This is a genomic window from Leminorella richardii (assembly GCF_900478135.1).
In the GTDB taxonomy this organism is placed as follows: Bacteria; Pseudomonadota; Gammaproteobacteria; order Enterobacterales; family Enterobacteriaceae; genus Leminorella; species Leminorella richardii.
On the sequence record NZ_LS483470.1, the window covers coordinates 3,721,256 to 3,744,294 of the forward strand.

The 23,039-nt window shown below is 48.0% G+C and carries 25 protein-coding genes; 8 read left to right on the forward strand and 17 right to left on the reverse strand.

The features are described 5' to 3' along the window. Nucleotides 1-10: 10 nt before the first annotated feature. Nucleotides 11-370: a hypothetical protein gene (locus DQM29_RS16865; protein WP_111741750.1), complete on the forward strand. Its 360-nt coding sequence runs from the start codon at nt 11-13 to the stop codon at nt 368-370. 101 nt (nt 371-471) lie between these two features. Here DQM29_RS16865 and DQM29_RS16870 read toward each other — a convergent pair whose 3' ends face one another. From DQM29_RS16870 to fdnG, 7 genes are all read right to left on the reverse strand, one after another. Next, nucleotides 472-1,932, reverse strand: a complete 1,461-nt coding sequence (locus DQM29_RS16870; protein WP_111741751.1) for a PstS family phosphate ABC transporter substrate-binding protein — start codon at nt 1,930-1,932, stop codon at nt 472-474. A gap of 115 nt (nt 1,933-2,047) precedes the next feature. Next, complete coding sequence (locus DQM29_RS16875) at nt 2,048-2,473, reverse strand: DUF4019 domain-containing protein (protein WP_170126566.1); 426 nt, start codon at nt 2,471-2,473, stop codon at nt 2,048-2,050. Between the two features lie 169 nt (nt 2,474-2,642). Then, nucleotides 2,643-3,161: a hypothetical protein gene (locus DQM29_RS16880; protein ID WP_111741753.1), complete on the reverse strand. Its 519-nt coding sequence runs from the start codon at nt 3,159-3,161 to the stop codon at nt 2,643-2,645. After that, nucleotides 3,145-3,543 carry an immunity 22 family protein gene (locus tag DQM29_RS16885; protein ID WP_111741754.1) on the reverse strand — a complete coding sequence of 133 codons (399 nt, stop codon included), beginning with the start codon at nt 3,541-3,543 and terminating at the stop codon, nt 3,145-3,147. The genes DQM29_RS16880 and DQM29_RS16885 overlap by 17 nt, the downstream gene beginning before the upstream one ends. A 136-nt stretch (nt 3,544-3,679) precedes the next feature. After that, nucleotides 3,680-4,324 carry a formate dehydrogenase-N subunit gamma gene (fdnI, locus tag DQM29_RS16890; protein ID WP_111742140.1) on the reverse strand — a complete coding sequence of 215 codons (645 nt, stop codon included), beginning with the start codon at nt 4,322-4,324 and terminating at the stop codon, nt 3,680-3,682. Continuing rightward, nucleotides 4,308-5,201: a formate dehydrogenase subunit beta gene (fdxH, locus tag DQM29_RS16895; RefSeq protein ID WP_111741755.1), complete on the reverse strand. Its 894-nt coding sequence runs from the start codon at nt 5,199-5,201 to the stop codon at nt 4,308-4,310. Before fdxH ends, fdnI begins: the two co-directional genes overlap by 17 nt. A gap of 12 nt (nt 5,202-5,213) precedes the next feature. Beyond that, entirely contained in the window at nt 5,214-8,267 is a 3,054-nt protein-coding gene (fdnG, locus tag DQM29_RS16900) for a formate dehydrogenase-N subunit alpha (RefSeq protein WP_111741756.1), read from the reverse strand. A gap of 401 nt (nt 8,268-8,668) precedes the next feature. On the opposite strand from fdnG, the gene fdhD reads away from it, so the two are divergent. Continuing rightward, nucleotides 8,669-9,460: a formate dehydrogenase accessory sulfurtransferase FdhD gene (gene fdhD, locus DQM29_RS16905; protein ID WP_415270893.1), complete on the forward strand. Its 792-nt coding sequence runs from the start codon at nt 8,669-8,671 to the stop codon at nt 9,458-9,460. 73 nt (nt 9,461-9,533) lie between these two features. On the opposite strand, the gene fdhE is transcribed toward fdhD, so the two are convergent. Next, nucleotides 9,534-10,445, reverse strand: coding sequence for a formate dehydrogenase accessory protein FdhE (fdhE, locus tag DQM29_RS16910; RefSeq protein WP_111741758.1), 912 nt, complete (start codon nt 10,443-10,445; stop codon nt 9,534-9,536). A 242-nt stretch (nt 10,446-10,687) separates the two neighbouring features. Between fdhE and sodA the strand changes: the two genes are divergently transcribed. From sodA to yiiM, 3 genes are all read left to right on the forward strand, one after another. After that, nucleotides 10,688-11,314, forward strand: coding sequence for a superoxide dismutase [Mn] (gene sodA / locus DQM29_RS16915; RefSeq protein ID WP_111741759.1), 627 nt, complete (start codon nt 10,688-10,690; stop codon nt 11,312-11,314). 293 nt (nt 11,315-11,607) lie between these two features. Next, a complete protein-coding gene (locus DQM29_RS16920) occupies nt 11,608-11,946 on the forward strand; it encodes a zinc ribbon domain-containing protein YjdM (RefSeq protein ID WP_111741760.1) in 339 nt (112 codons plus the stop codon). Between the two features lie 122 nt (nt 11,947-12,068). Then, the gene (yiiM, locus tag DQM29_RS16925; RefSeq protein WP_111741761.1) at nt 12,069-12,749 is read left to right on the forward strand and encodes a 6-hydroxyaminopurine reductase; all 681 of its coding nucleotides are present in this window, start codon (nt 12,069-12,071) and stop codon (nt 12,747-12,749) included. Nucleotides 12,750-12,776: 27 nt separating this feature from the next. Here the strand turns inward: yiiM and DQM29_RS16930 are convergent, their stop codons facing one another. The 3 genes from DQM29_RS16930 to DQM29_RS16940 all read right to left on the reverse strand — a co-directional run bounded on the left by DQM29_RS16930 (nt 12,777) and on the right by DQM29_RS16940 (nt 16,138). Then, nucleotides 12,777-13,289, reverse strand: a complete 513-nt coding sequence (locus DQM29_RS16930) for a ClbS/DfsB family four-helix bundle protein (RefSeq protein ID WP_111741762.1) — start codon at nt 13,287-13,289, stop codon at nt 12,777-12,779. A 75-nt stretch (nt 13,290-13,364) separates the two neighbouring features. After that, the gene (locus DQM29_RS16935) at nt 13,365-14,081 is read right to left on the reverse strand and encodes a DUF3053 family protein (RefSeq protein WP_111741763.1); all 717 of its coding nucleotides are present in this window, start codon (nt 14,079-14,081) and stop codon (nt 13,365-13,367) included. Between the two features lie 266 nt (nt 14,082-14,347). Further along, nucleotides 14,348-16,138, reverse strand: a complete 1,791-nt coding sequence (locus DQM29_RS16940; protein ID WP_111741764.1) for an aryl-sulfate sulfotransferase — start codon at nt 16,136-16,138, stop codon at nt 14,348-14,350. 627 nt (nt 16,139-16,765) lie between these two features. Here DQM29_RS16940 and DQM29_RS16945 point away from each other — a divergent pair. Both DQM29_RS16945 and DQM29_RS16950 read left to right on the forward strand, forming a co-directional pair. Next, nucleotides 16,766-17,020 (forward strand): hypothetical protein, encoded by a 255-nt coding sequence (locus DQM29_RS16945; RefSeq protein WP_111741765.1) that lies wholly within the window; start codon nt 16,766-16,768, stop codon nt 17,018-17,020. Further along, complete coding sequence (locus tag DQM29_RS16950) at nt 17,001-17,444, forward strand: hypothetical protein (protein WP_111741766.1); 444 nt, start codon at nt 17,001-17,003, stop codon at nt 17,442-17,444. Before DQM29_RS16945 ends, DQM29_RS16950 begins: the two co-directional genes overlap by 20 nt. 209 nt (nt 17,445-17,653) lie before the next feature. Here DQM29_RS16950 and DQM29_RS16955 read toward each other — a convergent pair whose 3' ends face one another. Next, a complete protein-coding gene (locus tag DQM29_RS16955) occupies nt 17,654-18,838 on the reverse strand; it encodes an MFS transporter (protein WP_111741767.1) in 1,185 nt (394 codons plus the stop codon). Between the two features lie 104 nt (nt 18,839-18,942). Between DQM29_RS16955 and DQM29_RS16960 the strand changes: the two genes are divergently transcribed. Further along, complete coding sequence (locus DQM29_RS16960; protein WP_111741768.1) at nt 18,943-19,860, forward strand: LysR family transcriptional regulator; 918 nt, start codon at nt 18,943-18,945, stop codon at nt 19,858-19,860. Between the two features lie 349 nt (nt 19,861-20,209). On the opposite strand, the gene DQM29_RS16965 is transcribed toward DQM29_RS16960, so the two are convergent. From DQM29_RS16965 to DQM29_RS16985, 5 genes are all read right to left on the reverse strand, one after another. Further along, nucleotides 20,210-20,620 (reverse strand): SCO4402 family protein, encoded by a 411-nt coding sequence (locus DQM29_RS16965; RefSeq protein WP_111741769.1) that lies wholly within the window; start codon nt 20,618-20,620, stop codon nt 20,210-20,212. 106 nt (nt 20,621-20,726) lie between these two features. Continuing rightward, nucleotides 20,727-21,065, reverse strand: a complete 339-nt coding sequence (locus tag DQM29_RS16970; RefSeq protein WP_111741770.1) for a hypothetical protein — start codon at nt 21,063-21,065, stop codon at nt 20,727-20,729. 241 nt (nt 21,066-21,306) lie between these two features. Beyond that, entirely contained in the window at nt 21,307-21,645 is a 339-nt protein-coding gene (locus DQM29_RS16975) for a hypothetical protein (protein WP_111741771.1), read from the reverse strand. Next, entirely contained in the window at nt 21,642-22,211 is a 570-nt protein-coding gene (locus DQM29_RS16980) for a cysteine peptidase family C39 domain-containing protein (protein ID WP_170126567.1), read from the reverse strand. Before DQM29_RS16980 ends, DQM29_RS16975 begins: the two co-directional genes overlap by 4 nt. Nucleotides 22,212-22,764: 553 nt before the next feature. Further along, complete coding sequence (locus tag DQM29_RS16985; protein WP_145960385.1) at nt 22,765-23,031, reverse strand: hypothetical protein; 267 nt, start codon at nt 23,029-23,031, stop codon at nt 22,765-22,767. Between the last annotated feature and the right edge of the window lie 8 nt (nt 23,032-23,039).

Consider the following 23,039-nt stretch of genomic DNA (forward strand, 5'->3'; position numbering starts at 1 on the left):
CAGCTTTTCCATGGATGACTTAACCTATTTCATTCAAACTTTTATCGCCAAGAACCGCCGAGAGCGCTGGCTGATTCTGGCTAATGGGAAAAAAGAAAAGCTGTACGATAAGCTGCAAGAGCTTGAGAAACACCTCAATGAAAAGTGCACTCTGGTTCAAAACAACGCGCTCGAAGCCTTCAATGACCTGCTGTCCGAAGAGCGGATCGTATCCGGAACCTATATAGGCCGCGAAGGTATAATAACGCTATCGCCGATCGCGCTAGGCGAGATCAGAGATAACAGCCTGCTTATTTGTCGCGGCAAAGGAATCGCTTTTTTCTTTCATCACGAAGGATGGGTATGGATTTGCCGTGAAGAGAAGTCATAAATCAAAGGAATAGACCATTCTCAGGATCGTTCCATAAACTTGGCGGAATGAGCCCTGTCTGGTTCATCCCGCCAAATGTCATCAGGCTGCTATCCCGATGGCTACTTCCCTTCCCCTATCGCCACATACCCCACGTCTTCCACCAGCTTCTGCCCCTGCGGGCTTAAGAACCAGTCAATCAGCTTTTGGGTATTGGCAGAAGGATTGCCGATGGTCACCATATAAACGTCCGTTGTGAACGGATAGCTTCCGTTACGCACGTTTTCCACCGAAGGCTCTACACCGTTAACGGCAAGCAGGCGCAGCTTTTCCGATGCGTCCATCTGGCTGGCGTAATAGCGGAACGAGTAGCCTAGCGCGTTGGTTACGTTCTGGTAGTTGGCAACGCGGCGAACCAGGCCGCCCATGCCTCGGGCGTATTCAGTTTCCAGCGGCTGGCGCATCTTTGTTCCCTGCATGACTTTAGACAGCATCACCGTCTGGCTGCCAGAATTAACCGGTCGCTGGAAGGGGATGATATTTTCGTCTTTACCGCCCACCTCACTCCAGTTATTGATTTTGCCGCTGTAGATACCGCGGATCTGCTCAACCGTCAGGCTAGTGACGGGGTTATCCTTACTGGTAACAAAAACAAACGCCTCGCGGCTAAAGGGAATTTGCGTGAACGTGAGGCCTTTATCCGCCGCCATTTTCCTCTGTTCTGCGGAGGGTTCAGCAGCAAAAATCAGGTCAACTTCGCCGTCAATCAGCCGTTTATAGGCAACGGGAGTCTTATTGCTGTCGACGTACTTTTGAACAGTCGTTGCATCCAGCCCCTGATAGATGGCCTGTACCGCTGAGGCGTAAACTGGGTAGGCCGCTGTCGCACCGTCAAGGCGAGGCCAGTCTTTCGCAATGTGCAGAGAGGGCTTGTCAACCGGTGTCAGTCGATTGGTTTTGTTAAACGGCCGATAGCTGCTCAGAGGAATGCTTTCCATGACCGTCTTGGTGGTATCTTCCGTTATCAGGTTGTTTGAACGGCTGTATCCCTGACAGCCCGCCACCAGCAGAAGTGCGCAGAACAGGCTCAGTGACGCCGCAAAGCCTTTTTTATCTACCAGTGTCTTTCGGGCGCGGTACGCCCCAAAGGCCATTGCCAGAGAAAATACAGTATAAGTACCCAATGGAGCCCACAGCATAATCCAAAATTCTCCACCAAGCGCAGCCACAAAATAGGCTGCAAAAAAGGGAATGAATCCGATACCGAGCCAGTCAAAAGCGTCGTGAGTAAAATCTCCTCCGCTGATAAACATCGCTACGACCCAAAAAATAAGAATGTAAAAAATGGCGATCAGCATCGGGGAATATCTAGGCCAAAAGCGATCGGGTAGCTGTACACTCTTACCCCACAGGTAACCAACAAAAATAACGCCAATCGGCGCGCCTAGCAGTGCAGCCTCGGTATACTGATTTGAGGAAAGAAATGAAAATACGGGAATAAGCAGAAGAGGTATTCCCTGTGTCAATGCGGGCAGCACGATTAAAAGCATTAATAGCGTAAGCAGTAAATATTTAAGGTTCACGACTCTATTTCCCTGTCGGACGCACGGCGTCTTTATGTTGCATAAAGTGAAACCATAGCGTCATTGCACCGTTCAATAAAGTGTTGCGCTATATTTTTTTATTACACTCTAGACATTAATTAACGACATTCGCACGCCTGTACCAGTATCCCGCCAGCTTCAGGCCGCTCTGAGTCTTTTCAAACGCGAATCCCTCTTCAGTAGCGCCACCGTCAGCAAAGGTAGAATCATAAGTTAACCTGACGAGTTGCAGCCCCTTGGCATAGGTCGTCGTTCCCCGTTCATGCAGCCTGAATTTTTTACAGGCGCCAAGATCGGCTCTGGCGCTTTCCAGTAGGCGAACAAGTTCCCCCTCCGAGACCTTTTTTCTCAGCATTTCCGATGAGGCGAGATAGATTTCATGGTACTGAGAAGCGGCTAACATGGTTCTGAACTGCTCCACGGCCTTCATCTCCGTTTCCGGCTCAGAGGGCTTACAGCCAAATAGCGCTAGCGATGCGCTTGCTGCTAAAAGAAAATGGGTTAAACGTTTCTTTTTCATTATTATTTTACTACCCATGTTATTAATACACGCCTTTATTATTGAAAAAGGCGAATGCCACCGCGAAATTCTCCGTGCACAATAAACATCTTCTTAATGGAAAAATGTGAAGACGGTGAAAAAATAAAGAAATGTTTTTTCCAGTAAAAGTTTAGCCACAGCGCTTCTATTATTGATCTCCCTGCTCATCATATACCGACAAACGGAGTTCCAGATTCGCATAGTTGGACCGGATAAATAATCCTGTTGAATACCAGTCTGGACCAAACAGAATCTCCCCATGATGGAGCGAAAGCGCATAGCCAAAAGAAAAGTATTCGATCAGAGGATTAAACATATTGCGATGCCGATTTGCCACCTCATGGCCTTCGTCAATAGCAGCGCTCCATATCAGATATTTTTTTAACGACACTTTGGCCAAACCGCACAGCGCTCGAGAATCAATATTGACGAAATCGGTACTTAGACGTTTTTCTATGCTATTCGTTACGTCGACACCAAGTACGGTAGATAGCTTGAACAAAAGCGGGTTGCCAATGCCCTCAAGGCTTAATTCATCCACCAGCAGCACCCAACGGCGAAAATACTCCCGCAGTTGAAGCCACGCCTCATTGGCAAAATGCCCTACGTTATTTTCGTCGGGCAGGTTATTGATGACATTCTTTGCGTAATTAAGATAGGAGACCATATCGTTTCTTATAGTGATAAACAGACAGCAAACGCATTCTGGCGTCGGAAGAAGCCGTGACGTTTGCCGCGTTACAGTCATAAACGAAAAACAGCGAATTTATCACGCCGTCGATGTGTCTTAAATCTTCCAGCAGCGGCGTCATAAAGGACTCGACGTAGGAAACGCCTTCAACGTCGTTTCTTTCCGCCTCGCTTTCCCAAAAGACCCGCTCGGAAAAATCCTCATCGAAGCTGCTGATGGTAAAATCGGTTAAAAAGCCGCTTTGCCAACTATTTTCGCTCACATCAGAATAGTCGATAGAAAGATACGCGCTCAGCTCTTCGTCAGAGCAAAAAACGCCATACCAAACAGAAACCTTTCCCTCTTCAAAGCACTCCATCTGATTACTCCCTCAAAATATTATTGAGTACCGTACAGGCTCTTTTAAAAAATATAACCTAATCCTATTTTCAAGCATAAAAAAAGCGGCGAGGATCGCCCCGCCGCTTTTTTTACGATGCCGTTACCGACAGCCGTTACTTATTTTCTTTCTCTTCTTCCGCTACGACTTCACGGTACCAGCGAGGGTGATGCTTCTTCGCCCACTTGCGGCTGACTTTGCCTTCAATCATGCCGGTGATGGAACCTTTCACCCAGAACGCCATGTACATGTGAACCAGAATCGCGTGGATAAGCACAATGGCCGCTACCGCATGAATCATCAGACACAGACGAATAGCCCAGATCGGGAACAGGTGAGCAAAGTATGGACGCCAGATAATCACGCCAGTCGCCAGCAGCACTAGCGTCAGGCTCATGATGCTCCAGAACATCACTTTCTGACCGGGGTTGTATTTACCCACGTCAGCCACTTTATGCTCGTTGCCCTTCAGCACTTCAACAATGTGAAGGAACCAGCCGATATCGCCCCTCTTCGGTATGTTGTGCTTCACGAAGCGGAAGAACATCAGGATCAGCACACAGAAGATCAGCACGCCAAAGAACGGGTGCAGAATACGCCCCATCTGCGGTGTACCGAACGTCTGGGTTAGCCAGCTCAGCGTCGGGAAGAACATCGCGATACCGGACAGCGCCACCAGGAAAAAGCAGATGACAACGGTCCAGTGACACGCCCTATCGATGAATGAGTTACGCTTAATCATCTTATTTGGCTTCATGATGTTCCTCCTCGTCCTCGTCTTCATCGACCTTGTTTGGACCCATACCTACATAGTGATAGATAAGGCCGGTGAAGGTGGCGACAAACGCGGCGGCAGACAGCGGCTTAAGAATGCCTTTCCAGAAGCCGACAACCGGACTGATGACCGGATCTTTCGGCAGGTTATGGTACAGCTCAGGACGGTCAGCGTGGTGCAGCACGTACATAACGTGTGTACCGCCAACGCCCTGCGGATCGTAGAGACCCGCGTTCTCGTAGCCACGGCCCTTCAGCTCAACAATGCGCTCTTCGGCCAGCTGTTTCATTGCCTCTTTGGTGCCAAAGTGAATGGCGCCGGTTGGGCAGGTCTTCACGCAGGCCGGTTCTTGACCAACGGTTACCCGGTCAACGCACAGGGTGCACTTGTAAACCCGGTTGTCCTCTTTGTTCAAACGCGGAACGTTGAACGGACAGCCGGCGATACAGTAACCGCAGCCGATACAGTGCTCGGACTGGAAGTCCACGATGCCGTTTGCGTACTGGATGATAGCGCCAGCGGACGGGCAGGCCTTCAGGCAGCCCGGATCGCTACAGTGCATACAGCCATCCTTACGGATAAGCCACTCCAGCTTGCCATTCTCTTCCACTTCGGAATAGCGCATCACCGTCCACGACTTGGCGGTCAGATCGGCGGGATTATCGTAAACCCCGACGTTATGTCCCACTTCATCGCGAATGTCGTTCCACTCAGAACAGGCTACCTGACAGGCTTTACAGCCGATACAGGTAGTGACGTCAATCAGTTTCGCCACTTCTTCCTGGTGATGACGCACCTGAGGAGGCGGCGTCAGCGTGTTGGTGGCGGAACGCTTAATAATGTCTTGAGATTGCATTGACATATTTTCTCTCCGTTACACCTTTTCTACGTTAACCAGGAACGCCTTGTACTCTGGCGTCTGCGTGTTGGCGTCGCCAACAAACGGCGTCAGGGTATTGGCAATGAAGCCCTTGCGAGCCGCGCCGACAAAGCCCCAGTGGATCGGAATTCCGATAGTCTCCACGTCTTGACCGTGCACCTTCAGCGTGCGGATACGCTTGGTCACTACCGCTTTGGCTTCAATGTAGCCACGCTGAGAGCTGACCTTCACCGTATCGCCCTGCACAATGCCCTTCGCCTTGGCTAGGCCCTCGCCGATCTCGACGAACTGCTCAGGCTGCGTAATGGCGTTAAGCAGCGAGTGCTTAGTCCAGAAGTGGAAGTGTTCCGTCAGGCGATAGGTTGTCCCCACGTACGGGAAGTCCTTCGCGCTGCCCATGTTGTCCAAGTCAGCCTTGAACACACGAGCTGCCGGGTTGGATACCACTTTATCGTGCAGCGGGTTGGTGCCGATTGGCGTTTCAAACGGCTCGTAGTGTTCAGGGAACGGACCTTCTGCCATCTTATCCAGAGCAAACAGACGGCCTAGGCCTTCGTTTTGCATGATAAACGGCATCACGTCGCTACCCGGAGGCGCGGCGCTAAAGTCCGGAATATCGATACCTGTCCACTTGGCGCCGTCCCACTCGATGAGCTTACGCTTCGGATCCCACGGCTTGCCCTGCATGTCCGCAGAGGCGCGGTTATACAGAATGCGGCGGTTAAGCGGCCACGCCCAAGACCACGCCAGCGTGTTACCCAGACCCGACGGGTCAGAGTTATCGCGACGCGCCATCTGGTTACCGGCTTCAGTCCAGCTGCCGGTATAAATCCAGCAGGCGCTGGAAGTGGTGCCGTCATCACGCAGCTGCGCAAAGCTGCTGAGCAGTTGGCCTTTCTTCAGAATGACCTTGCCGTCGGCGTCAGTGATATCCGCCAGCGCGTAGCCGTTGGACTCTTTCGCCATCTCTTCAGACTGCGGATGCATTGGCATCTCGTAGTCCCAGGTCATGTTCATCAGCGGATCTTTACCTACCGCCTTGTCGCCGTCCTGCGCGTAAAGCTCACGCAGTTTGAACAGCAGACCAGCCAGGATCTGGCCGTCGGTAATCGCTTCACCCGGGGCTTCACCGCCCTTCCAGTGCCACTGCAGCCAGCGGCCGGAGTTAACGATAGAGCCGTCTTCTTCGGCAAAGCAGGTACAAGGCAGACGGAAGACTTCAGTCTGAATCTCGGACGGTTTGACGTCATTCTGCTTACCGTGATCCTGCCAGAACTCAGCCGTCTCGGTATTCAGCGGGTCAATCGTTACTAGGTACTTCAGTTTGGACAGAGAGCGAACGACCTTATTTTTATCAGGGAAAGACGCTACCGGGTTAAAGCCCTGACAGATGTAGCCATTGACTTTACCTTCGTCCATCATGGTGAAGTACTTCAGCACGTCATAGCCGCTGTCCCACTTTGGCAACCAGTCATAGCCCCAGTCGTTGTCTTTCTGGGCTTTGTCACCGTAAAAACTCTTCATCATGCTGATAAAGAATTTCGGGTAGTTGCCCCAGTAGTTAACCTGATTGGCCAGCCCTTTCTTCGGCGTATTCGCATCCAGATAGGTTTGCAGCGTTGCCTGCTTTTCTGACGGCAGAGTCATATAGCCCGGCAAAGACTGCGACAGCAGACCGAGATCGGTTAAGCCCTGAATGTTGGAGTGACCGCGCAGGGCGTTAACGCCGCCGCCCGCCATACCCATGTTGCCCAGCAGCAGCTGGATCATGGCCATGGTACGGATGTTCTGGGCGCCTACGGAGTGCTGCGTCCATCCCAGTGCGTACAGGAACGAGGTGGTTTTATCCACCGCGCTGGTTTCAGCAATCAGCTCACAGACTTTGATAAAGTCTTCCTGCGGCGTACCGCATACGTTGCTGACCACTTCCGGCGTATAGCGTTCGACGTGCTGCTTAAGCAGGTTCCACACACAGCGCGGGTCGGTCATGGTCATGTCGCGCTTGGCAAAGCCGTTTTCATCAACCTGATAGTTCCAGGTTGTTTTGTCGTACTGGCGTTTGTCGGCGTCATAACCGCTGAACAGGCCGTCTTCAAAGACGAAGTCGTCCCTTACCAGCAGCGTGGCGTTGGTATAGTACTTGACGTATTCCGCGTTAACTTTGTTGTTCGCCATCAGGTAGCGAATCACGCCCGACAGGAAGGCAATGTCGGTCCCTGAGCGCAATGGCGTATAGAAATCAGCCACAGACGCCGTGCGGGTAAAGCGCGGATCGATAACAATAAGTTTGGCGTTGTTATGGATTTTCGCTTCCATCGCCCAGCGGAAACCGACAGGGTGAGCTTCAGCGGCGTTACCGCCCATAACAATAACCAGGTTGGCGTTTTTAATATCCACCCAGTGGTTGGTCATCGCACCGCGACCAAATGTTGGAGCAAGACTTGCTACCGTTGGTCCGTGTCAGACGCGCGCCTGGTTGTCTACTGCGAGCATGCCGAGCGCCCGCGAAAATTTCTGCGTTAATAAACCATTTTCGTTACTGGAAGCCGATGCAGCCAGCAGACCTGTGGTCAGCCAGCGGTTGACGGTCACGCCGTCAGCATTCTTCTCCTGGAAGTTGGCGTCGCGGTCAGCCTTCATCAGCTTGGCAATGCGCCCGAAAGCGTCGTCCCAGCTAATGCGCTGCCACTTGTCAGAACCCGGAGCGCGATACTCAGGGTACTTGAGGCGACTGTCGCTGTTGACGTAATCAATAAGCCCTGCCCCTTTCGGGCAAAGCGCGCCGCGGCTTACCGGATGATCCGGGTCGCCTTCGATATGAAAAATGCTGGCTCTGGCGTTCTTGGCGCCGTCCCCCATGCTGTACATTAACAGCCCACATCCCACCGAACAGTAGGTACAGGTATTGCGGGTTTCGCTGGCGCGCAGCAGCTTGTAGCTGCGCGTCTCCGCCAACGCAGCGCCTGGAGTGAACCCCAGAACCGCCGCCGTTGTACCTGCCATACCGCCAGCGCAGATTCGGAAAAACTGCCTTCTGCTGACCTGCATGGTTTTCTCCTTCTTATTTAACTGCTACATTGCTCTGTATACTATGTATACCAATTCGCCCGTAAGTCTATCTGTTATAAAGACCGTTTGTTACCACTCGTAATTGGTAGAAAATCTCGCCAAAGTGAGCGTTTTTCAATTTAGTCACGCCCAGAAACTTAAAAACTAACAAATCAAGTAATAATATGGTCAAGTTAAAGACAGTCTCATTATACGAATATAAAAAGATCTCAACATTGATCTATGTCGAGAATGTTACAAAAATTAACGTAATGTTGGCTATTTTTACATCCTTTGTGCACCCGATGTTAATGTTAAAATAGCATCTACTGCGTCGCTCTCATCTCAAGGTCTATTTCGTGAACAGTAAAACATCCGATAAAAACGACAGGTCATCATCCATAGTGGGCGTAAAATCGCTGACTGTCCGCAGGCATAACTCTCTGGCAACCCCAGAACAGGACTGGGTGGCGCAGGAAGTCCCCGTTGCGCTGGTGTACAACGGTATTTCTCACGTTGTTATGATGGCAACGCCAAAAGAGCTAGACGAGTTCGCCGTTGGCTTTTCTTTAGCCGAAGGGATTGTGGAATCTGTCAGCGATATTTACGGCATCGACGTTAACGTCGGATGTAGCGGAATTGAGGTTAACGTTGAGCTTTCCAGCCGCCGATTTGCCGGACTTAAAGAGCGCCGCAGAGCTATGGCCGGGCGCACAGGCTGCGGCGTGTGTGGCGTAGAGCAGCTGGTAGAGGTTTTGCGGCCTATTCCAACTTTGCCATTCACACAAACCTTTAATCTTGGCCTGCTGGATAGCGCACTTCCCGGCCTCAATGACGTACAGCTGGTTGGGCAGTTGACTGGCTGTACTCACGCGGCAGGCTGGGTTTCCCCTGAAGGAAAAATGCTCGGCGGGCGCGAAGACGTCGGCCGCCACGTGGCGCTGGATAAACTGTTGGGCGTTAGAGCCAAAGCGGGCTGGACGGACGGAGCGGTGCTTGTTTCAAGCAGAGCAAGCTATGAAATGGTGCAAAAGGCGGCGATGTGCGGTGTAGAGATCCTGTTTGCCGTCTCGGCTGCCACCACGCTGGCGGTAGAGGTTGCCGAAAAGTGTAACCTGACGCTGGTCGGCTTCAGCAAGCCAGGGCGAGCAACGGTATACACCCACCCTCAGCGGATTATTGTGGCGGCATAAGAGTAATAAAAAAGGCGCAGTGCTCACTGCGCCTTTCTACGTTATGCCTTCGTTATGGCTTCGAAGAAACCGATTATTCCCCCGATGGGAACATAAACGGGTTAATGCTGCTTCGGGCAAAGCCCTCTTCTTCGACTTTCGCATCCAGCACCAGCGATGCCAGATCGTCAGCAACCGGCTCAACGTACTGATCTTGCTCCTGATACAGAATTTTTAGATAGCTGCCGCAGTCGCTACAGCTCTCCGCTTTTACTGCCGCCTTTTCTGAGTCCAGTGACCAGTAGTTAAGGCTACCGCCCTGCTCACAGTTACTGCACTTCACGCGCACCATGTGCCACTCGCTTTCACACAGACTACAGTGCAGGTAGCGAAGGCCTGCATCAGTACCGATGTGAACTAAACTCGCTACCGGTGCGCTGCCGCAAACTGGGCAGAAATGCCGACCTTCACCATATTCTGTACGCGCCTTACCGGGGATCTGACTGGCCATCTGCGCCCAGTAAAGAGAAAGAGCAGCCCACAGGAACGGGGCTTTATCGCTGCCGACTTTGCCATATTCACCCGCCAGTAGCGCAGTGGCTAAAGCCTCCCGCTCCTTAGCGCTCATCTTTTGCAGCGATTCCAGCACCGGGACAACGTGTTCCGGTGCATCGGGCATCAGCTCGGCAATAATAGACAGCAGCAGCGTTTGCCAGTGCTCGCTTCTCGGGTAGGTATCCGTCGCCAGCGGTGGCCTGTCGGAAGCATTTTTCAGCACGTCGGTTAAGTCCACTGTCAGCGGGTGATCGTGACGCGCCTTATCCTGAGCGTCCACAACGGTCGCAGCAAACGTCAGGTAGCCTCCCAACGGACTCTCTTTCGCCAGCTGGCGCATACGCTCAGCGCGGCGAGTGTAAAGGCTTTTCAGGTTGGCAAACAGGAGCGGCGGGATCGCCGTAGGGTTTTTGCCCACCTCTTCCGGTGAAACAATGCGGATACTGCTCATGCTTTTGCTTCCTTAATAACGGTTCATTCTGCTAAATGCTAATGCAACAGCGCGTTGACATTTATTTAACTAAAGACTTTACCTGTAATTAAGGAGAAAGTCTCCCATCGATAGGAATTACCCATACAAACGATAATGATAATCAATTTAAGATCAATGCTATACTCAGACGCGATAGAGAAAAAATCGGCCGTTTATCCATGAATTACCGCGGCCAAGCCACCTATTTTAAGGAGTATGAGATGAGTTATACGCTGCCGCCCCTACCCTATGCTTACGATGCCCTAGAGCCACACTTTGACAAGCAGACGATGGAAATTCACCACAGCAAACACCATCAGGCCTATGTTAACAATGCCAACGCAGCGTTGGAAAGCCTGCCCGATGAGCTGAAAAATCTTTCCGCCGAAGACCTGATTGCTCAGTTAGACCGCATTCCAGCAGAAAAGCGCGCCATTCTAAGAAACAACGCCGGTGGTCACGCTAACCACAGCCTGTTCTGGAAAGGATTAAAGCTAGGCACTCAGCTTACTGGTGACCTGAAGGCCGCTATCGAACGCGACTTCGGCAGCGTTGACGAGTTTAAAGCGAAATTCGAGCAGGCTGCGACTACCCGTTTTGGCTCCGGCTGGGCCTGGCTGGTTTATCAAGACGGCAAGCTGGCCGTAGTTTCTACCGCTAACCAAGACAGCCCGCTGATGGGTGAAAACTTCTCCGGCGCGTCCGGCTACCCCATCGTCGGTCTTGACGTTTGGGAACACGCCTACTATCTGAAGTACCAGAACCGCCGCCCAGACTATATCAAAGCCTTCTGGGACGTAGTGAACTGGGACGAAGCCGCCAAGCGCTTCGCCGACGTGAAGAAGTAATTCATCACGCTAGCCCAATTTCGCAGAGCGGTAGTGAACCCTTCGCTACCGCTCTGATAAAAACCTCCACTTACTCCCAATTGCCTTTCATTTTCTTTTCATCCTCTCGAAAGTAACGCTTTTTCTGTCTTCTCTTGTCGTTTTTAGCGAAGAAAAATAGATACGCACTGTTCACTCTAGAAACAGGGAGGCTTGTCTAGCGCGCCACTCCGTCTCAAACGGGTGATAAAATCACCGGTTTATGCTAGGATGCCGCCTTCACTCTTTTAATTAGCTATTTTTAGGGAAAAATCATGAACTCTATTCCAGCCTGTCCGCTGTGCGCGTCAGAAAACACCTACCCGGACGGTGCGATGCTGATCTGCCCCGATTGCGCCCACGAGTGGAACCCCAACGAGCAGCCAGCGGCAGACAGCGATGAGCGCATTGTAAAAGACAGCAACGGCAACGTGCTGGTCGACGGCGACTGCGTGACGCTGATTAAAGACCTGAAGCTGAAAGGCTCCTCCACCGTGCTGAAAGTCGGCAGCAAGAGCAAGCCGATCCGCCTGGTTGACGGCGACCACGAGATTGACTGCAAAATCGACAACACTAGCGTGATGCTGAAAGCCTGCTTTGTGAAGAAGGCGTAAGTTAGCAGCAACACTCTGTGCCGATAGCCGCCTCTCTAAGGCGGCTCTTTTATCCCCACTAGACCACCTGCACCATCGCCGCTATGCTAACGGCATCTCCCGTTTAGCCAAGGCCGCACACCATGCACTCCCCCAATGTCTTTATTGGCGCTATTCGTTCCTATGAGAATTTCGCTCCCAGCGCCATCGCCAAGCTGGCCGTTGACGGTGAGTTAACGCTAACGTCGCTCGGCTTTGAGGGCGACGAACAGGCTGAAAAGCGTCACCACGGCGGAGCCGATCGGGCGCTGTGCCACTACCCTCGCGAGCATTACGCCTATTGGCAAACGCGCTTTCCTCAACAGGCGGAACAGTTCGCCGCACCGCTGTTTGGGGAGAATATTTCAACCCTAGGGCTGACGGAAGAAAACGTCCACATCGGCGACGTTTTCCGCTGGAGCGGGGCGCTGATTCAGGTTACCCAACCACGCTCTCCCTGCTATAAGCTCAACGACCACTGCGCCATTGATGGCTTTGCTCGTCTGATGCAGGACAGCGGCCTCTGCGGCTGGCTTTACCGTGTGCTGGCTGGAGGAAAAGTGACGCCAGACGCGCCGCTGGAGCGGGTCAGCCGTAACAGCGATATTTCCGTCGCCGAGGCTATTTCGATTGCCTTCCACGCACCGTTCGACGAAGAGCGCTATAGAGCTCTGCTATCGGCGCCAGGGCTCTCGGCCAGCTGGAGTAAAAACATGCAGATGCGGATCCTGACGGGAAAGATTGAAGAGATGGAACGCCGTCTGGTGGGAGTCAAGGCTGGCTAAATAGCCGTTTGCTTTTCAAGGCGTTTTTTATTTCAACGCGACCTTTTTCCACTTGCGGATTTTCGCCCGAAAGTTGGTAAAAGGCGCAACAGAATTGATATGAACCCACTTATACACCGGCCACATAGCTTTGGTTGTCGCCCAGTTTCGTTTGCCCGGCTCAAACAGCACGTCGTCAGATAGCGTTTCGAGCCAGTCCGTCAACGCGCTAACCTGCTGATTCAGGCACTCTTTTTGCTCGTTCAGCGTTAACGATCCGTACTGCAGATAAAACAGCTGATACAGCGCCCCCAGCTGATTCCATTTGAAATCCGCTGACGGAACGGCGGCAACTCGCCCAGCCTGTTCCTCGCTCTCCCAGTTCAGAAGTGAGGTTATCCAGCCAAGCTGGTAGGACAGCATCTCCCTTGGCGTCTTGTCTACGCCCTCGACTCTAAGATCTGAAACCTCATTGGCAACGTCATCAAACTCGGCAATAAACCGCTGATAGCAGCTCTGAATCTGTTCAATCAGCGCTTTTCCATCTGCATACTGTTTCATGGCGTCGCTCCCTTCGATTGTGCTCTTATAATAAACAAGGCCGCTAAAGCGGCCTTGTTTTAGTAACGTTTAAGATTACATCAGCTGTGAAATCTTACGCGCAACTTCCAGCAGTTTTTGCTGCTTGGTTTGCAGTTCGCCGTTCATTTTGTTGAACTCATCCAGCGCCTTTTGCTCAGTAAACTGAACCATGTGGCCGCTGTATTCAATCTTGTTACCCTGAGCGCTCAGGAAGTCAGAAATTTTCAGAACCTCACCGAAAGTCTCGTCCAGCAGCGTCAGCGTTTCTTTCGCCAGAGAACCCTGCTGAGTAACAACTTTGGCATAGGCCTTGTCGTAAACGGCTTTCAGATCTTCTGGCATCTTCACTGCGGCATAGCTGTCAGCAGTCTTCTTGATAATCTCGTCCAGCTTGGTTTGAGCGGCGCGAGTTTCAGTCTGCGCTTTTTCTACCTTGGCGCGGTTATCTACCATCGCCTTCATGCTGTTCAACGTTCTCAGCTCGTTCATAGAGCTTTGCATTGAGTTAGAGAAGGCACCGTTGAGGTCGTTAGTGAACCCGGTCAGCACTTCGTAATCTTTGGCATAGTTGCCGAAGGCTTTTTTCTGCTCGTCGGTCAAACCTGGCAGGCGAACTTTAGTGCCGTCGACAATCTTAGTCTGTAGGAATTCGCTGAAGGCTTTACGCTGCTCCGGCTCATTGTCACCACAGGCGGTCAGTTGAAAAACTAAACCCAGCATCAGCAGGGGGGCAAAAAAACGAACCCATGATTTTTGCTTAACAGAAGACATATCTACTCCCAAAAACGGTATCCATTAAATCCATCTAAGTATCCGGCACAGCGTAAATCAGCCTGTACGACAAGGAACCGGCATACGTTATCACCCACAGCAGGGCGAATAAAGTACTTATGTGAAAAAGCACCTTAGTCATCTAAGCATAGCTGAAAAAGAGACGTCGTTTTCAAACAAAAAAACAGCGGGGTCCGGAACAGACTCCCCGCTGAAATGGCATGACTCAGAGGTATTATTAGTGCTTATGTAAAAACTTCATGAAACTACTTCTTAAACATCAGCGTCGGGTCAACGATAGACGAACGGTAGCCCAGCATGGTTGGACGATTGCTGCGCACTTTCAGCTCCAGCATGACGTCCTGAGTCCCATCCTTCACCTCGTTCAGTACAGAGACCAGCGGCTCGGTTCCTGTCATGCCTGCCGTTGCCGAGTACATAAACATGGTCTTGGTTTCTGGGCGGTACTGCGTGACAGAAGTGATCGGGCTATACCACTCAAAGCCCCGCTCTTTGCCGTACTCCCACGACTGATACACCGTCATGTTTTTCTCATCAACCACGAACTCTACGCCGCGAGAATACTTCATCGTTGGCAGTGCAGGCTGCTCCATACCGCGTGCGTCACCGTTGTCGAACACCGTAACGACAGACTTACCGTTAGTGCTCTTGGACGGCACGATATAGCCAGTGTGCTGTGTCCAAGTCCAGTCAAAGTCGCCTTCACACTTGTGGTCTTCGCACTTGAGAGCTTTGCCTGACTTGTCTACTGGCTTAAGCACTTTCTTCGCCAGATCGCCCTTCCAGCCATCAGGGTCAGCAATGATCCACTTAACCTGCTTGTCACGGCCAATCTTAATCACGGCTGACTGGTGGCGGGAACTGAGGATAATACTGTCGTCACGCGCATCGTAGCTGATAGAGTTCACGTGCGCCCAGTTGCGGCCTGGGCCAGAACCGGTCACATCGCCAAACGGCAGCAGCGCCAGTTCTTCTTTAGTGATGGTCTTACCGGAGCTGGCGGTGTCTACGCTCAAACATACTGCCCCTTGGTCCATCGCTAGTATGACGTTATCGCGGAACGGATCGAGAATGGTGTTCAGGTCCCAGTAGTCAACCGTATCGCCGTTTTTGTCGACTTCCAGAATGTGGTCGCGAACGGTATTAATGGTGTAGCCATCCTTCAGCGGATAGTCCTCTTTGGCCACTCTCAGTAAATAGGTGTCGTTCGGCGTTTCGATAATTTCATGCGAGAAGTCGATAAAGCCTTTAGGCAGCCGCTTGTCGGAAATGTTACGCCCCAGGAAGTCATACTTGTAGTAGCGCTGGCCCTGACCGAAGATCACGTTACCGTCTTTCACCTGATGGAAACTCATCATGGAACCGATGCGAGTGATATCGTTCGGGTTGCGGATTTTATCCACGTTCATAAACCAGCGGACGTCGCCGTTGGTGTCGCTTATCCAGTTAATACCGGTATAGTCCCAGTTTGCCGCACCGCCCTTCACGTGCATGATGTGGCCGTTTTTCGCGGTACCAACAATGTGGTTAAACAGATAGAGGCGATTTTTCAGGGAATCATCAACTTTGACCGGTTCCACATCTGGAAGCACTGTCGTCTGCCCGCCCGTCACAGGCATAGTGACCGGCGCCGTATAGATAGACCACGTGTAGGTTTGCGGTTTGCCGTCTTCCTCCCAGTCCACTTTTACTTTGTTGACATAGTCAGGATAAAGGCCAAACACTGGAATACCGTTATGGGTATTGATCGTCTGAGGACCTACGTCGTAGCTAATTGGTATCCCTTTATCCCCTTTACCAAGCACAGTCACCTTGACCTTATTAATGTTGTGGTTGGCCTTGTTAATGATCGCCGTCAGCGGGAAAACACCATCATAAGGCGCAACGTCAACCACTCCCAGCGGCCCTTCTTTCATAGGCACGATATCCGTTGTTGCCACCAGCGGACGCTCGCGATCGAGGCCACCAGCCGCTAATACCGTCCCACTAATGCAAAGGCCACACAGTATGGATAGCGTTGTTCGCGTTAACTTCATGGTTCTCTCCTTAATGAAATGCAATTTAAAAAATAAATAGCGTGAGCACGCATTGCGCGTAAGAAATAAAAATAAGGCGTCGTGAATTCTTTTATGTTTGAGGTAATCTAAATTAATGGGAAATTCTTTTGCATGATGTGTGTCACACTTGGAAACATTTATTCATACTTAAAAACAAATACATACAATGAAAAATAAAAAACAATTAAAATACAAATACTTATTAAAATACAAATAATTAAAAAAAGGATGCAACAATAATAATAAAAGCAACGTTAATTCCTAATTATGAAATAAGATTATTCGTTAAATGAAATTAGAAAATAAAGATGAACGTGTCGTGTAGGAAAAATTAAATTACTACCGAGAGATTCGTACCGAGAGCTGAAAGGTTTAACGAAATGCTTATTGTGGGGAAAAGTGTCGATGGCTTAGTGTGATCGTCATCACTCTAGGTGCATTAGCTCAGATTTGGCCTGACACAGCTGTGGGGCAGAGCCAAATCTAACGGCTGCTTTGTGCCAAGAGCGGACGTGGCACTCCGCAGATCAGATGACCAAATTTAATAAGCCACTTCACTACATGTGGTAGCACAAGTATGATTGGATTTACTTAAAAGGAATGCCAATGAATATAAAACCCCTGCTCGTTCTTGTCTTTATACTACTAACAGGATGTGTGGCCGGTCCGTATGGAGGAGGGGTAGCATTGATAAATCCAATCTCTTTGGTTACCGGCCCAAAGAATTATGGGACTGAAATAACTAATCTCGAGTATAACGATTTTCAAAAAATTAAGAATATATCAGGCAATATTAAAGTTTCACTCATATCAAAAGAGGGGGGGGAGACCTACAACAGCAATGATACTGCTTCAGTTTAGGAGGAATGACCGAGAGTATGGTATTTTAAAGTATAGGATTTCTCATGCGCATTCTACTAATGGGCCCTATAACATTCCAGCTATTATACTGAAAAACAAAGATTATTATTTATCAGATATTACAGTCATCATTGCTCAAGATAGCGATTTATCAAAAAAACAGAATGGTGGTGACTGGAGTAGATCTTATGTTGTGCATATAAACAACATTGAGTACAGCAAAGGTGACGACAAGATAGTAACCAGCAACAGTCATAATCTGCATATTGTAAATTGCTCTAAATCCTTTGCTGACTCAGATACAGCCAGAGGAGGAGATGAGGTGTATACAGTTCAGATAGAAGCAAAATACTACGATATTACCCTCTACAACCGTATGGGCTACTGGATAGGGCGGCACGGAAATTCAGATACAAGCATTTAAGCGCAGAAAATCTTTTCGAAAACTCTGTTTATGAGGCTTGCCTCAGTCACTATGTTGAATCGCCACAGTTTCGGTAGGCATCCTTTAAGTTGGCATATAAATCAAATGCCAACTTCCGCCGTTCGCTCACAGCGGACCTTCAGCTCAGTTAACTTGTGCGCTCAGTGTCAAAAGCGGACGTTATGCTAATCAATAATGAGGCGGTCAGGCTAGATAGTACGTTTAGCCAGTTTCCTTTGAAGTATTATGACCATTAAGGGAAATCCAGACGCAGCTAATGCACTGACAACCAACAGTCTGTTTAGATTTTGCGTTGTTATTCCCTGTTCAGGTAATAATAAGGAAGACAGAAAGAATGCGAGCGTTGTTATCAGGTACATAATTGCTGTCTGTAGTGAAGAAAAACTGGCTCGTTTTTCATCCTCAGGATACTGGACAGCAACCGCCGAAGCGGAAACAAGTCGGCTATATGAGGCTCCAAGAAATAAGATTACAAATAGCGCTGCATTATGAGAGCCCACCGCAGGGATCAGTAAACTTGCTATAAAGAGCAACGTTGAAATAGTTGCCAACCTCAGAGCAGATAAACGCGATATTAGAGCTCCTGTTATTTTTGTAGACAGATAGCCCGCAATTCCCCCACTTAAGAACAATAAGGGTAATAGGTTCTGCTGTGCTCCCATATGCTGTGTCATTAATGGCGTCAAAATGGGAATAATCAGCATTGGACTAAACTGTACCAGTGCAGTACAAGAGGCAAACAGTAAGGTTTGAGTATCAATAGATAGGTTGGCCTTCTCGCTTGATGTAGCCATACCCTTGGGAATAATAAGTACTATCAGCGGTAAAGATAATAGGCAAAGTGAACTGATTAACCACAGCGCAGTATGCCAGCCATAGTGCGTGCACAAAAATAATATAGTTGGCATTCCAACGATACTTACCATCGAAAATGATGTAATCACCGTTGCCAGCATTTTTCCACGTAAGTTTGCTGGGGCATAATTTATCAAAATACTCATACCTACCCCCATTGTCGTACCACCAACCAGTCCTGCGCAAAATCGTAGTGCCAGAAGAGTGCCAAAATGAGTAGTGAGTGTGGACAAAAATGTGAGTGTTCCCAGCAGCACCATATTCTTAATCAAGAATTGTTTTTTATTAAATCGGTCGATCCAATAAAAAGCAGAGATTCCAGAAAGGACGGCACCCAGTGTATACATACCTGAGACATAGCCAGAAAATGATACAGGTACCGAAAACCCATCAGCCATAAAAGCAAAAACAGGCGTTAGCGCCATATATTCCAGTGCGTTAGTGAACTGGATAAAAGCCATTACAATGGCTATCTGCATGAGGACTTTATGATTAAATGATTTTGTAACCAGTGGCATAGCAAGCAACCTATGGATGAAAGATATCCCGAGTTTAACTGCTATCAATGGTGTTTATTATATGGTAGAAATGGCAATCATTATTATCATATATGGGATAGCTGATGCGTTTGGCTCTTGATTTTAATACCCTGAAAGTGTTCATTGCTGTAGTTGAAAGAGAAAGTTTTGTTGGAGCCTCGAAAGTCCTTGAAATGCCGACATCAAATGTTAGCCGCTGTATTTCTCAGTTAGAAAAAAAACTGAATCTTCAGCTCATTGAGCGCAGCACCCGACATATGAAAGTCACCCAGGCAGGGCACCTACTTTATACCCGAGCGAAGCCATTACTGGAGGCGCTTGAGCAAACTGAGACAGAATTAACGTTGCGGCAAATGCAGCTCAAGGGACCGTTGCGTATCTGTATTCCCAATGAAATAGGCCCTGCATTGCTGGGTTCTGTTATTGCCGATTTCGCCTGTCAGTACCCGGATTTGGAAATCAGCTGTGTCACCAATTTGTCAGGTTTCGAATCCCTGCGAGACGATCTGGATTTAGCTATCATTGTTAGCCGTGGTCAGATGGATGACAGTGACTACATAGCCCGCCATCTGGTGACTATCCCTTGTACTGTTGTGGCAGCTCCCTCCATCATTCAGCGTTATGGTACCCCTTCTCATATTCAGCAATTTGAAGAATTACCCTGCATTACAACGGTAAGTGCACTGAAAGGTGCTCCCTGGCAGTTTGTTAATACAAAGGGGGGATTCGAGACAGTTAAGGTTAAAGGACACTATCGGGTAAACAGCGGAGAGATGGCAGGACGAGCTGCGGTAGCGGGCGTCGGTTTTGCAATTCTATCGAAACAGGCCTGCCAACCCTACATTAGCGATGGACGGTTGATCGAGGTTGAATTTGAACAATCGGCAGCCCCATTGCAATTGTTCGCACTTTATTCAGATCGGCGTTACTTGCCCGCAAAAACAAGAGCGCTCATTGATTTCATCCATCAGAAATTGAGCAATATATCCTTAGCAACATAAGGCGGTATTGAATCACCACAGAGATGTTCAATTGGCACAATGAATCAAGATATTGATAAGATCATCAAGTGGCATTTTAGCGACAAAACCATGAATTTAATCAGTACCAAAAAGCTCTACCTCGAGATTACCAATACCATCGCCTTAGTTACCCACGCTCTAGTGTTCAACCTTGTACTCTGCGCTGCTCCTGATGTCCGTAAAACCCAGCGTGCCAGTATCGAGCCGGTTTTTAATAGATACAGACACCGGCGATCTGCCAGTGTACAAGCGTGGAAACGGACGTTGTATGCAAAGGCTGACAGCAACATTCTTAGCGTGAAGGGCGGGATCTTGTTCAAATACTCTTTCAAGAAGATAATTTCTGTATTCCATGGGACGATAGAAGAACTCTTTCAGCATTTCTTGCCATCACGAGAACATTTTCCCATTCATTCTTAGCAAGATACTCTTGATCTGATAACTCTGTTCCATATTTATCAAAGATTATATCCAACGCCTTTACAACGCTGGCTATAACATCAGATTCATCTTTTCCTGTTAGTATCCAACCAATCAGTGATGCTGGCTCATTCGCTAAATCAGTATCATCGTATAAAAAGTGGATAGCATAATCTAATTCATCGTGCCCACCACCTGGGCGATTATCTTCAACCCATGCCTGATACTGATATTCTTTATCACCTAACCTATGAAGATAATTGATAAGCTCTTCACGCATATCAGGATATTTTAATTGGGAGAGTTCCAGTTTTTCCATATCATATACTCGCTTAAAGGAATGTGGGCTTTTTCTGCATTATCAGATATTGAGCCCTGTATTGGTTTACCATACCGACCTATAGCTTTACCGTTAAAGCGGGCAATCACAACTCCACACTCGGCCCTTCCCACTCAAGCTGACTTTTTAGGCTATCTGGTACAAGAGCAAACAGCTTAGATATATTCTTAATTTGAGTAACGTAAAGCATACTCTTTTCCTCACTGCAGTTAATATAATAATGCCTTGCATGCCCATTAAGAAAGTCAATATCTATATCGTTAAAAAAATCATACTTAAGCGTTAAATAAAATCCATGAATAAGTTGTGATTCATAATAGCATGACTTATCTCTTATTCTAGAAAAGATACCTAACGTCATATGGTTTCTGAGGTGAGGTAAAGCCCAACTAAGCATATCAAGATAAATTTCATTCTTTTCCATAATTTTTCTCCTTTATTAATAACCATGTCTATTATCATAAACGGGAAGGTATTTTTATTCTATTTTTCCATAGGAAAATAATTGATAACCTCTATATATTCCTCAATACATTTTCACCTTCCATTTATCATTAAAATGTCAATATAAAAGATAGTGGTGGGAGCAAAGAATACAGTTCTATAATCTGAGTTTAAATTTTTAAAAGACAGTAAACTATCCCGCCACAAGGGCGGGATTAGCTTTATAAAATAGTATATTTTTCACCATCACGAAAAATAGAAAAATATTTTATATTTGAAATGCATATGGGTCTTTCTCTTATCGTCCATTTCGTTAACAAGCCTGTGATATGAACTTCATCAAAATAAATAACACTACTTCCAACCCAGCCTCCTATAGCTTCATCGAGCTGTAATTCCAAACCTGGAAAATAAACTTCAATCTTGTTAATTGATGAATCATCCTCACCCATCGGAACTAAATAACAATCATTTCTTTTAATTACGAGCATTGCCTTTAAAGAAATCTCCCTTCCCAAGGAATCCTCGTCTAATTTGAAGTTATTTAATATTTCGTTCATTTTTTGGCTCCATTAGTAAAAATTGCTTCTCCAGAGAACTTTGCTTTGAACTCATTTATGGGAGTAAAATATTGCCTACCTAAAGCCGGATCTCGAATTGCAACAACTTGCTGACCATTCCTGATCGTCACACCATCCACTACGACTGCATGTCCCCCTCTCTCAAGGTTCATTCTTACTATTGCTGGATTTCCATTAGCAGTAGATTCAATACTCACTCCAGCCACCCTCTGTGCTGACAACCCATTTTGATTTAGAGTATTCGAAAGGCGGCCTAGTGTTGTTCCTTGCGAGGTAACACCTGATTGAGTAATTAATTTACCGATATCATATTTCAATCCCGCTGCGTCCAGAACCATTGCACACGAGTTCGGCCCACACGTAGGTAAATTACCCTGGTTAATAACTAAACGATCGCCATTTCTCGGTAAACTAGTACTCGCTGAATTTCCTGGCTCCAAGTTTCCGGCGCTCTCACTTTTTGCTGTGGCTCCTTTCGCCCCCCTCCCCGAAATCACCTCAGCCAGCTTACCGCCTATCGTCTGGCCTCCGGCGATGATCAGCACGCCCGAGCCCGACTCTATAAGCTTCCAGCCTTTCTATTAATTACGTAACCAACGCCACAATCACCCGAAAAAAATGTATTAGTAATTATTAGCACAATAACTTATTTTATTACTTCACTTATTATCTAATAGTACCCTCAATAGACCATATATAGCTTTTTCCTCCCTTCTATTTAATTAGGAAAAACAACACGTTCATTATTGGATTATCGAATTTTAAATCATATACATCAATATTTAACCACCCCACTTACCAAAAATTTACACCACCAATTTTACCTCGACCTTTAAACTCAATTCTCTCAAGAATGCCAAAATAGCCATCCGAATAAGAGCTATATTTAAAATTATATTCTTGCAATTTTTGAGATATATTTTATCTAAAGAAAGAAATATTTATAGTGTTTATCTCTAATTAATCACCACCCACAATGTTAATACCTTTTCCCCTAACTCGTCCGTTTATAAGCCAAGACACTTCATGGCTAGGCTAATTGATTTGAGCTATCAGTATTATGTGATCCCAGCATGGTGCTGGGATCTTTTTTTCAGCTTATTCCATTTCTTTTTTATAAAAACTAAAATTATTAGAGTTTGGTGATTTCTCAACTAACAGTCTTTGGCAGCTAGGACATTCGTACACCTCAACACTTTTAGCATTAAAACACCCCATAAACTCCTCTGAAATAAATTCTTTTTTTTCAGACCATATATCGATTAGGTCCCATAAAATATTTTGTGAAATAAGATCATAAGCAAAGTCTTCATCAAGCGAACCAATATTCATTACGTACCCACATTTACATGCAATCTTTGGCATAGATTAAC

Bases quoted from the DNA above. Each gene is read 5' to 3' on its own strand.
- DQM29_RS16865 (WP_111741750.1), top strand. From the start codon at position 11: ATGGATGACTTAACCTATTTCATTCAAACTTTTATCGCCAAGAACCGC.
- DQM29_RS16975 (WP_111741771.1), bottom strand. From the start codon at position 21,645: ATGAACGAAATATTAAATAACTTCAAATTAGACGAGGATTCCTTGGGA.
- DQM29_RS16950 (WP_111741766.1), top strand. From the start codon at position 17,001: ATGATACTGCTTCAGTTTAGGAGGAATGACCGAGAGTATGGTATTTTA.
- DQM29_RS16955 (WP_111741767.1), bottom strand. From the start codon at position 18,838: ATGCCACTGGTTACAAAATCATTTAATCATAAAGTCCTCATGCAGATA.
- DQM29_RS16920 (WP_111741760.1), top strand. From the start codon at position 11,608: ATGAACTCTATTCCAGCCTGTCCGCTGTGCGCGTCAGAAAACACCTAC.
- DQM29_RS16965 (WP_111741769.1), bottom strand. From the start codon at position 20,620: ATGGAAAAACTGGAACTCTCCCAATTAAAATATCCTGATATGCGTGAA.
- DQM29_RS16960 (WP_111741768.1), top strand. From the start codon at position 18,943: ATGCGTTTGGCTCTTGATTTTAATACCCTGAAAGTGTTCATTGCTGTA.
- DQM29_RS16930 (WP_111741762.1), bottom strand. From the start codon at position 13,289: ATGAAACAGTATGCAGATGGAAAAGCGCTGATTGAACAGATTCAGAGC.
- DQM29_RS16875 (WP_170126566.1), bottom strand. From the start codon at position 2,473: ATGAAAAAGAAACGTTTAACCCATTTTCTTTTAGCAGCAAGCGCATCG.
- sodA (WP_111741759.1), top strand. From the start codon at position 10,688: ATGAGTTATACGCTGCCGCCCCTACCCTATGCTTACGATGCCCTAGAG.
- DQM29_RS16970 (WP_111741770.1), bottom strand. From the start codon at position 21,065: ATGGAAAAGAATGAAATTTATCTTGATATGCTTAGTTGGGCTTTACCT.
- DQM29_RS16945 (WP_111741765.1), top strand. From the start codon at position 16,766: ATGAATATAAAACCCCTGCTCGTTCTTGTCTTTATACTACTAACAGGA.
- DQM29_RS16885 (WP_111741754.1), bottom strand. From the start codon at position 3,543: ATGGAGTGCTTTGAAGAGGGAAAGGTTTCTGTTTGGTATGGCGTTTTT.
- DQM29_RS16935 (WP_111741763.1), bottom strand. From the start codon at position 14,081: ATGTCTTCTGTTAAGCAAAAATCATGGGTTCGTTTTTTTGCCCCCCTG.
- DQM29_RS16880 (WP_111741753.1), bottom strand. From the start codon at position 3,161: ATGGTCTCCTATCTTAATTACGCAAAGAATGTCATCAATAACCTGCCC.
- fdxH (WP_111741755.1), bottom strand. From the start codon at position 5,201: ATGTCAATGCAATCTCAAGACATTATTAAGCGTTCCGCCACCAACACG.
- fdhE (WP_111741758.1), bottom strand. From the start codon at position 10,445: ATGAGCAGTATCCGCATTGTTTCACCGGAAGAGGTGGGCAAAAACCCT.
- DQM29_RS16940 (WP_111741764.1), bottom strand. From the start codon at position 16,138: ATGAAGTTAACGCGAACAACGCTATCCATACTGTGTGGCCTTTGCATT.
- yiiM (WP_111741761.1), top strand. From the start codon at position 12,069: ATGCACTCCCCCAATGTCTTTATTGGCGCTATTCGTTCCTATGAGAAT.
- DQM29_RS16985 (WP_145960385.1), bottom strand. From the start codon at position 23,031: ATGCCAAAGATTGCATGTAAATGTGGGTACGTAATGAATATTGGTTCG.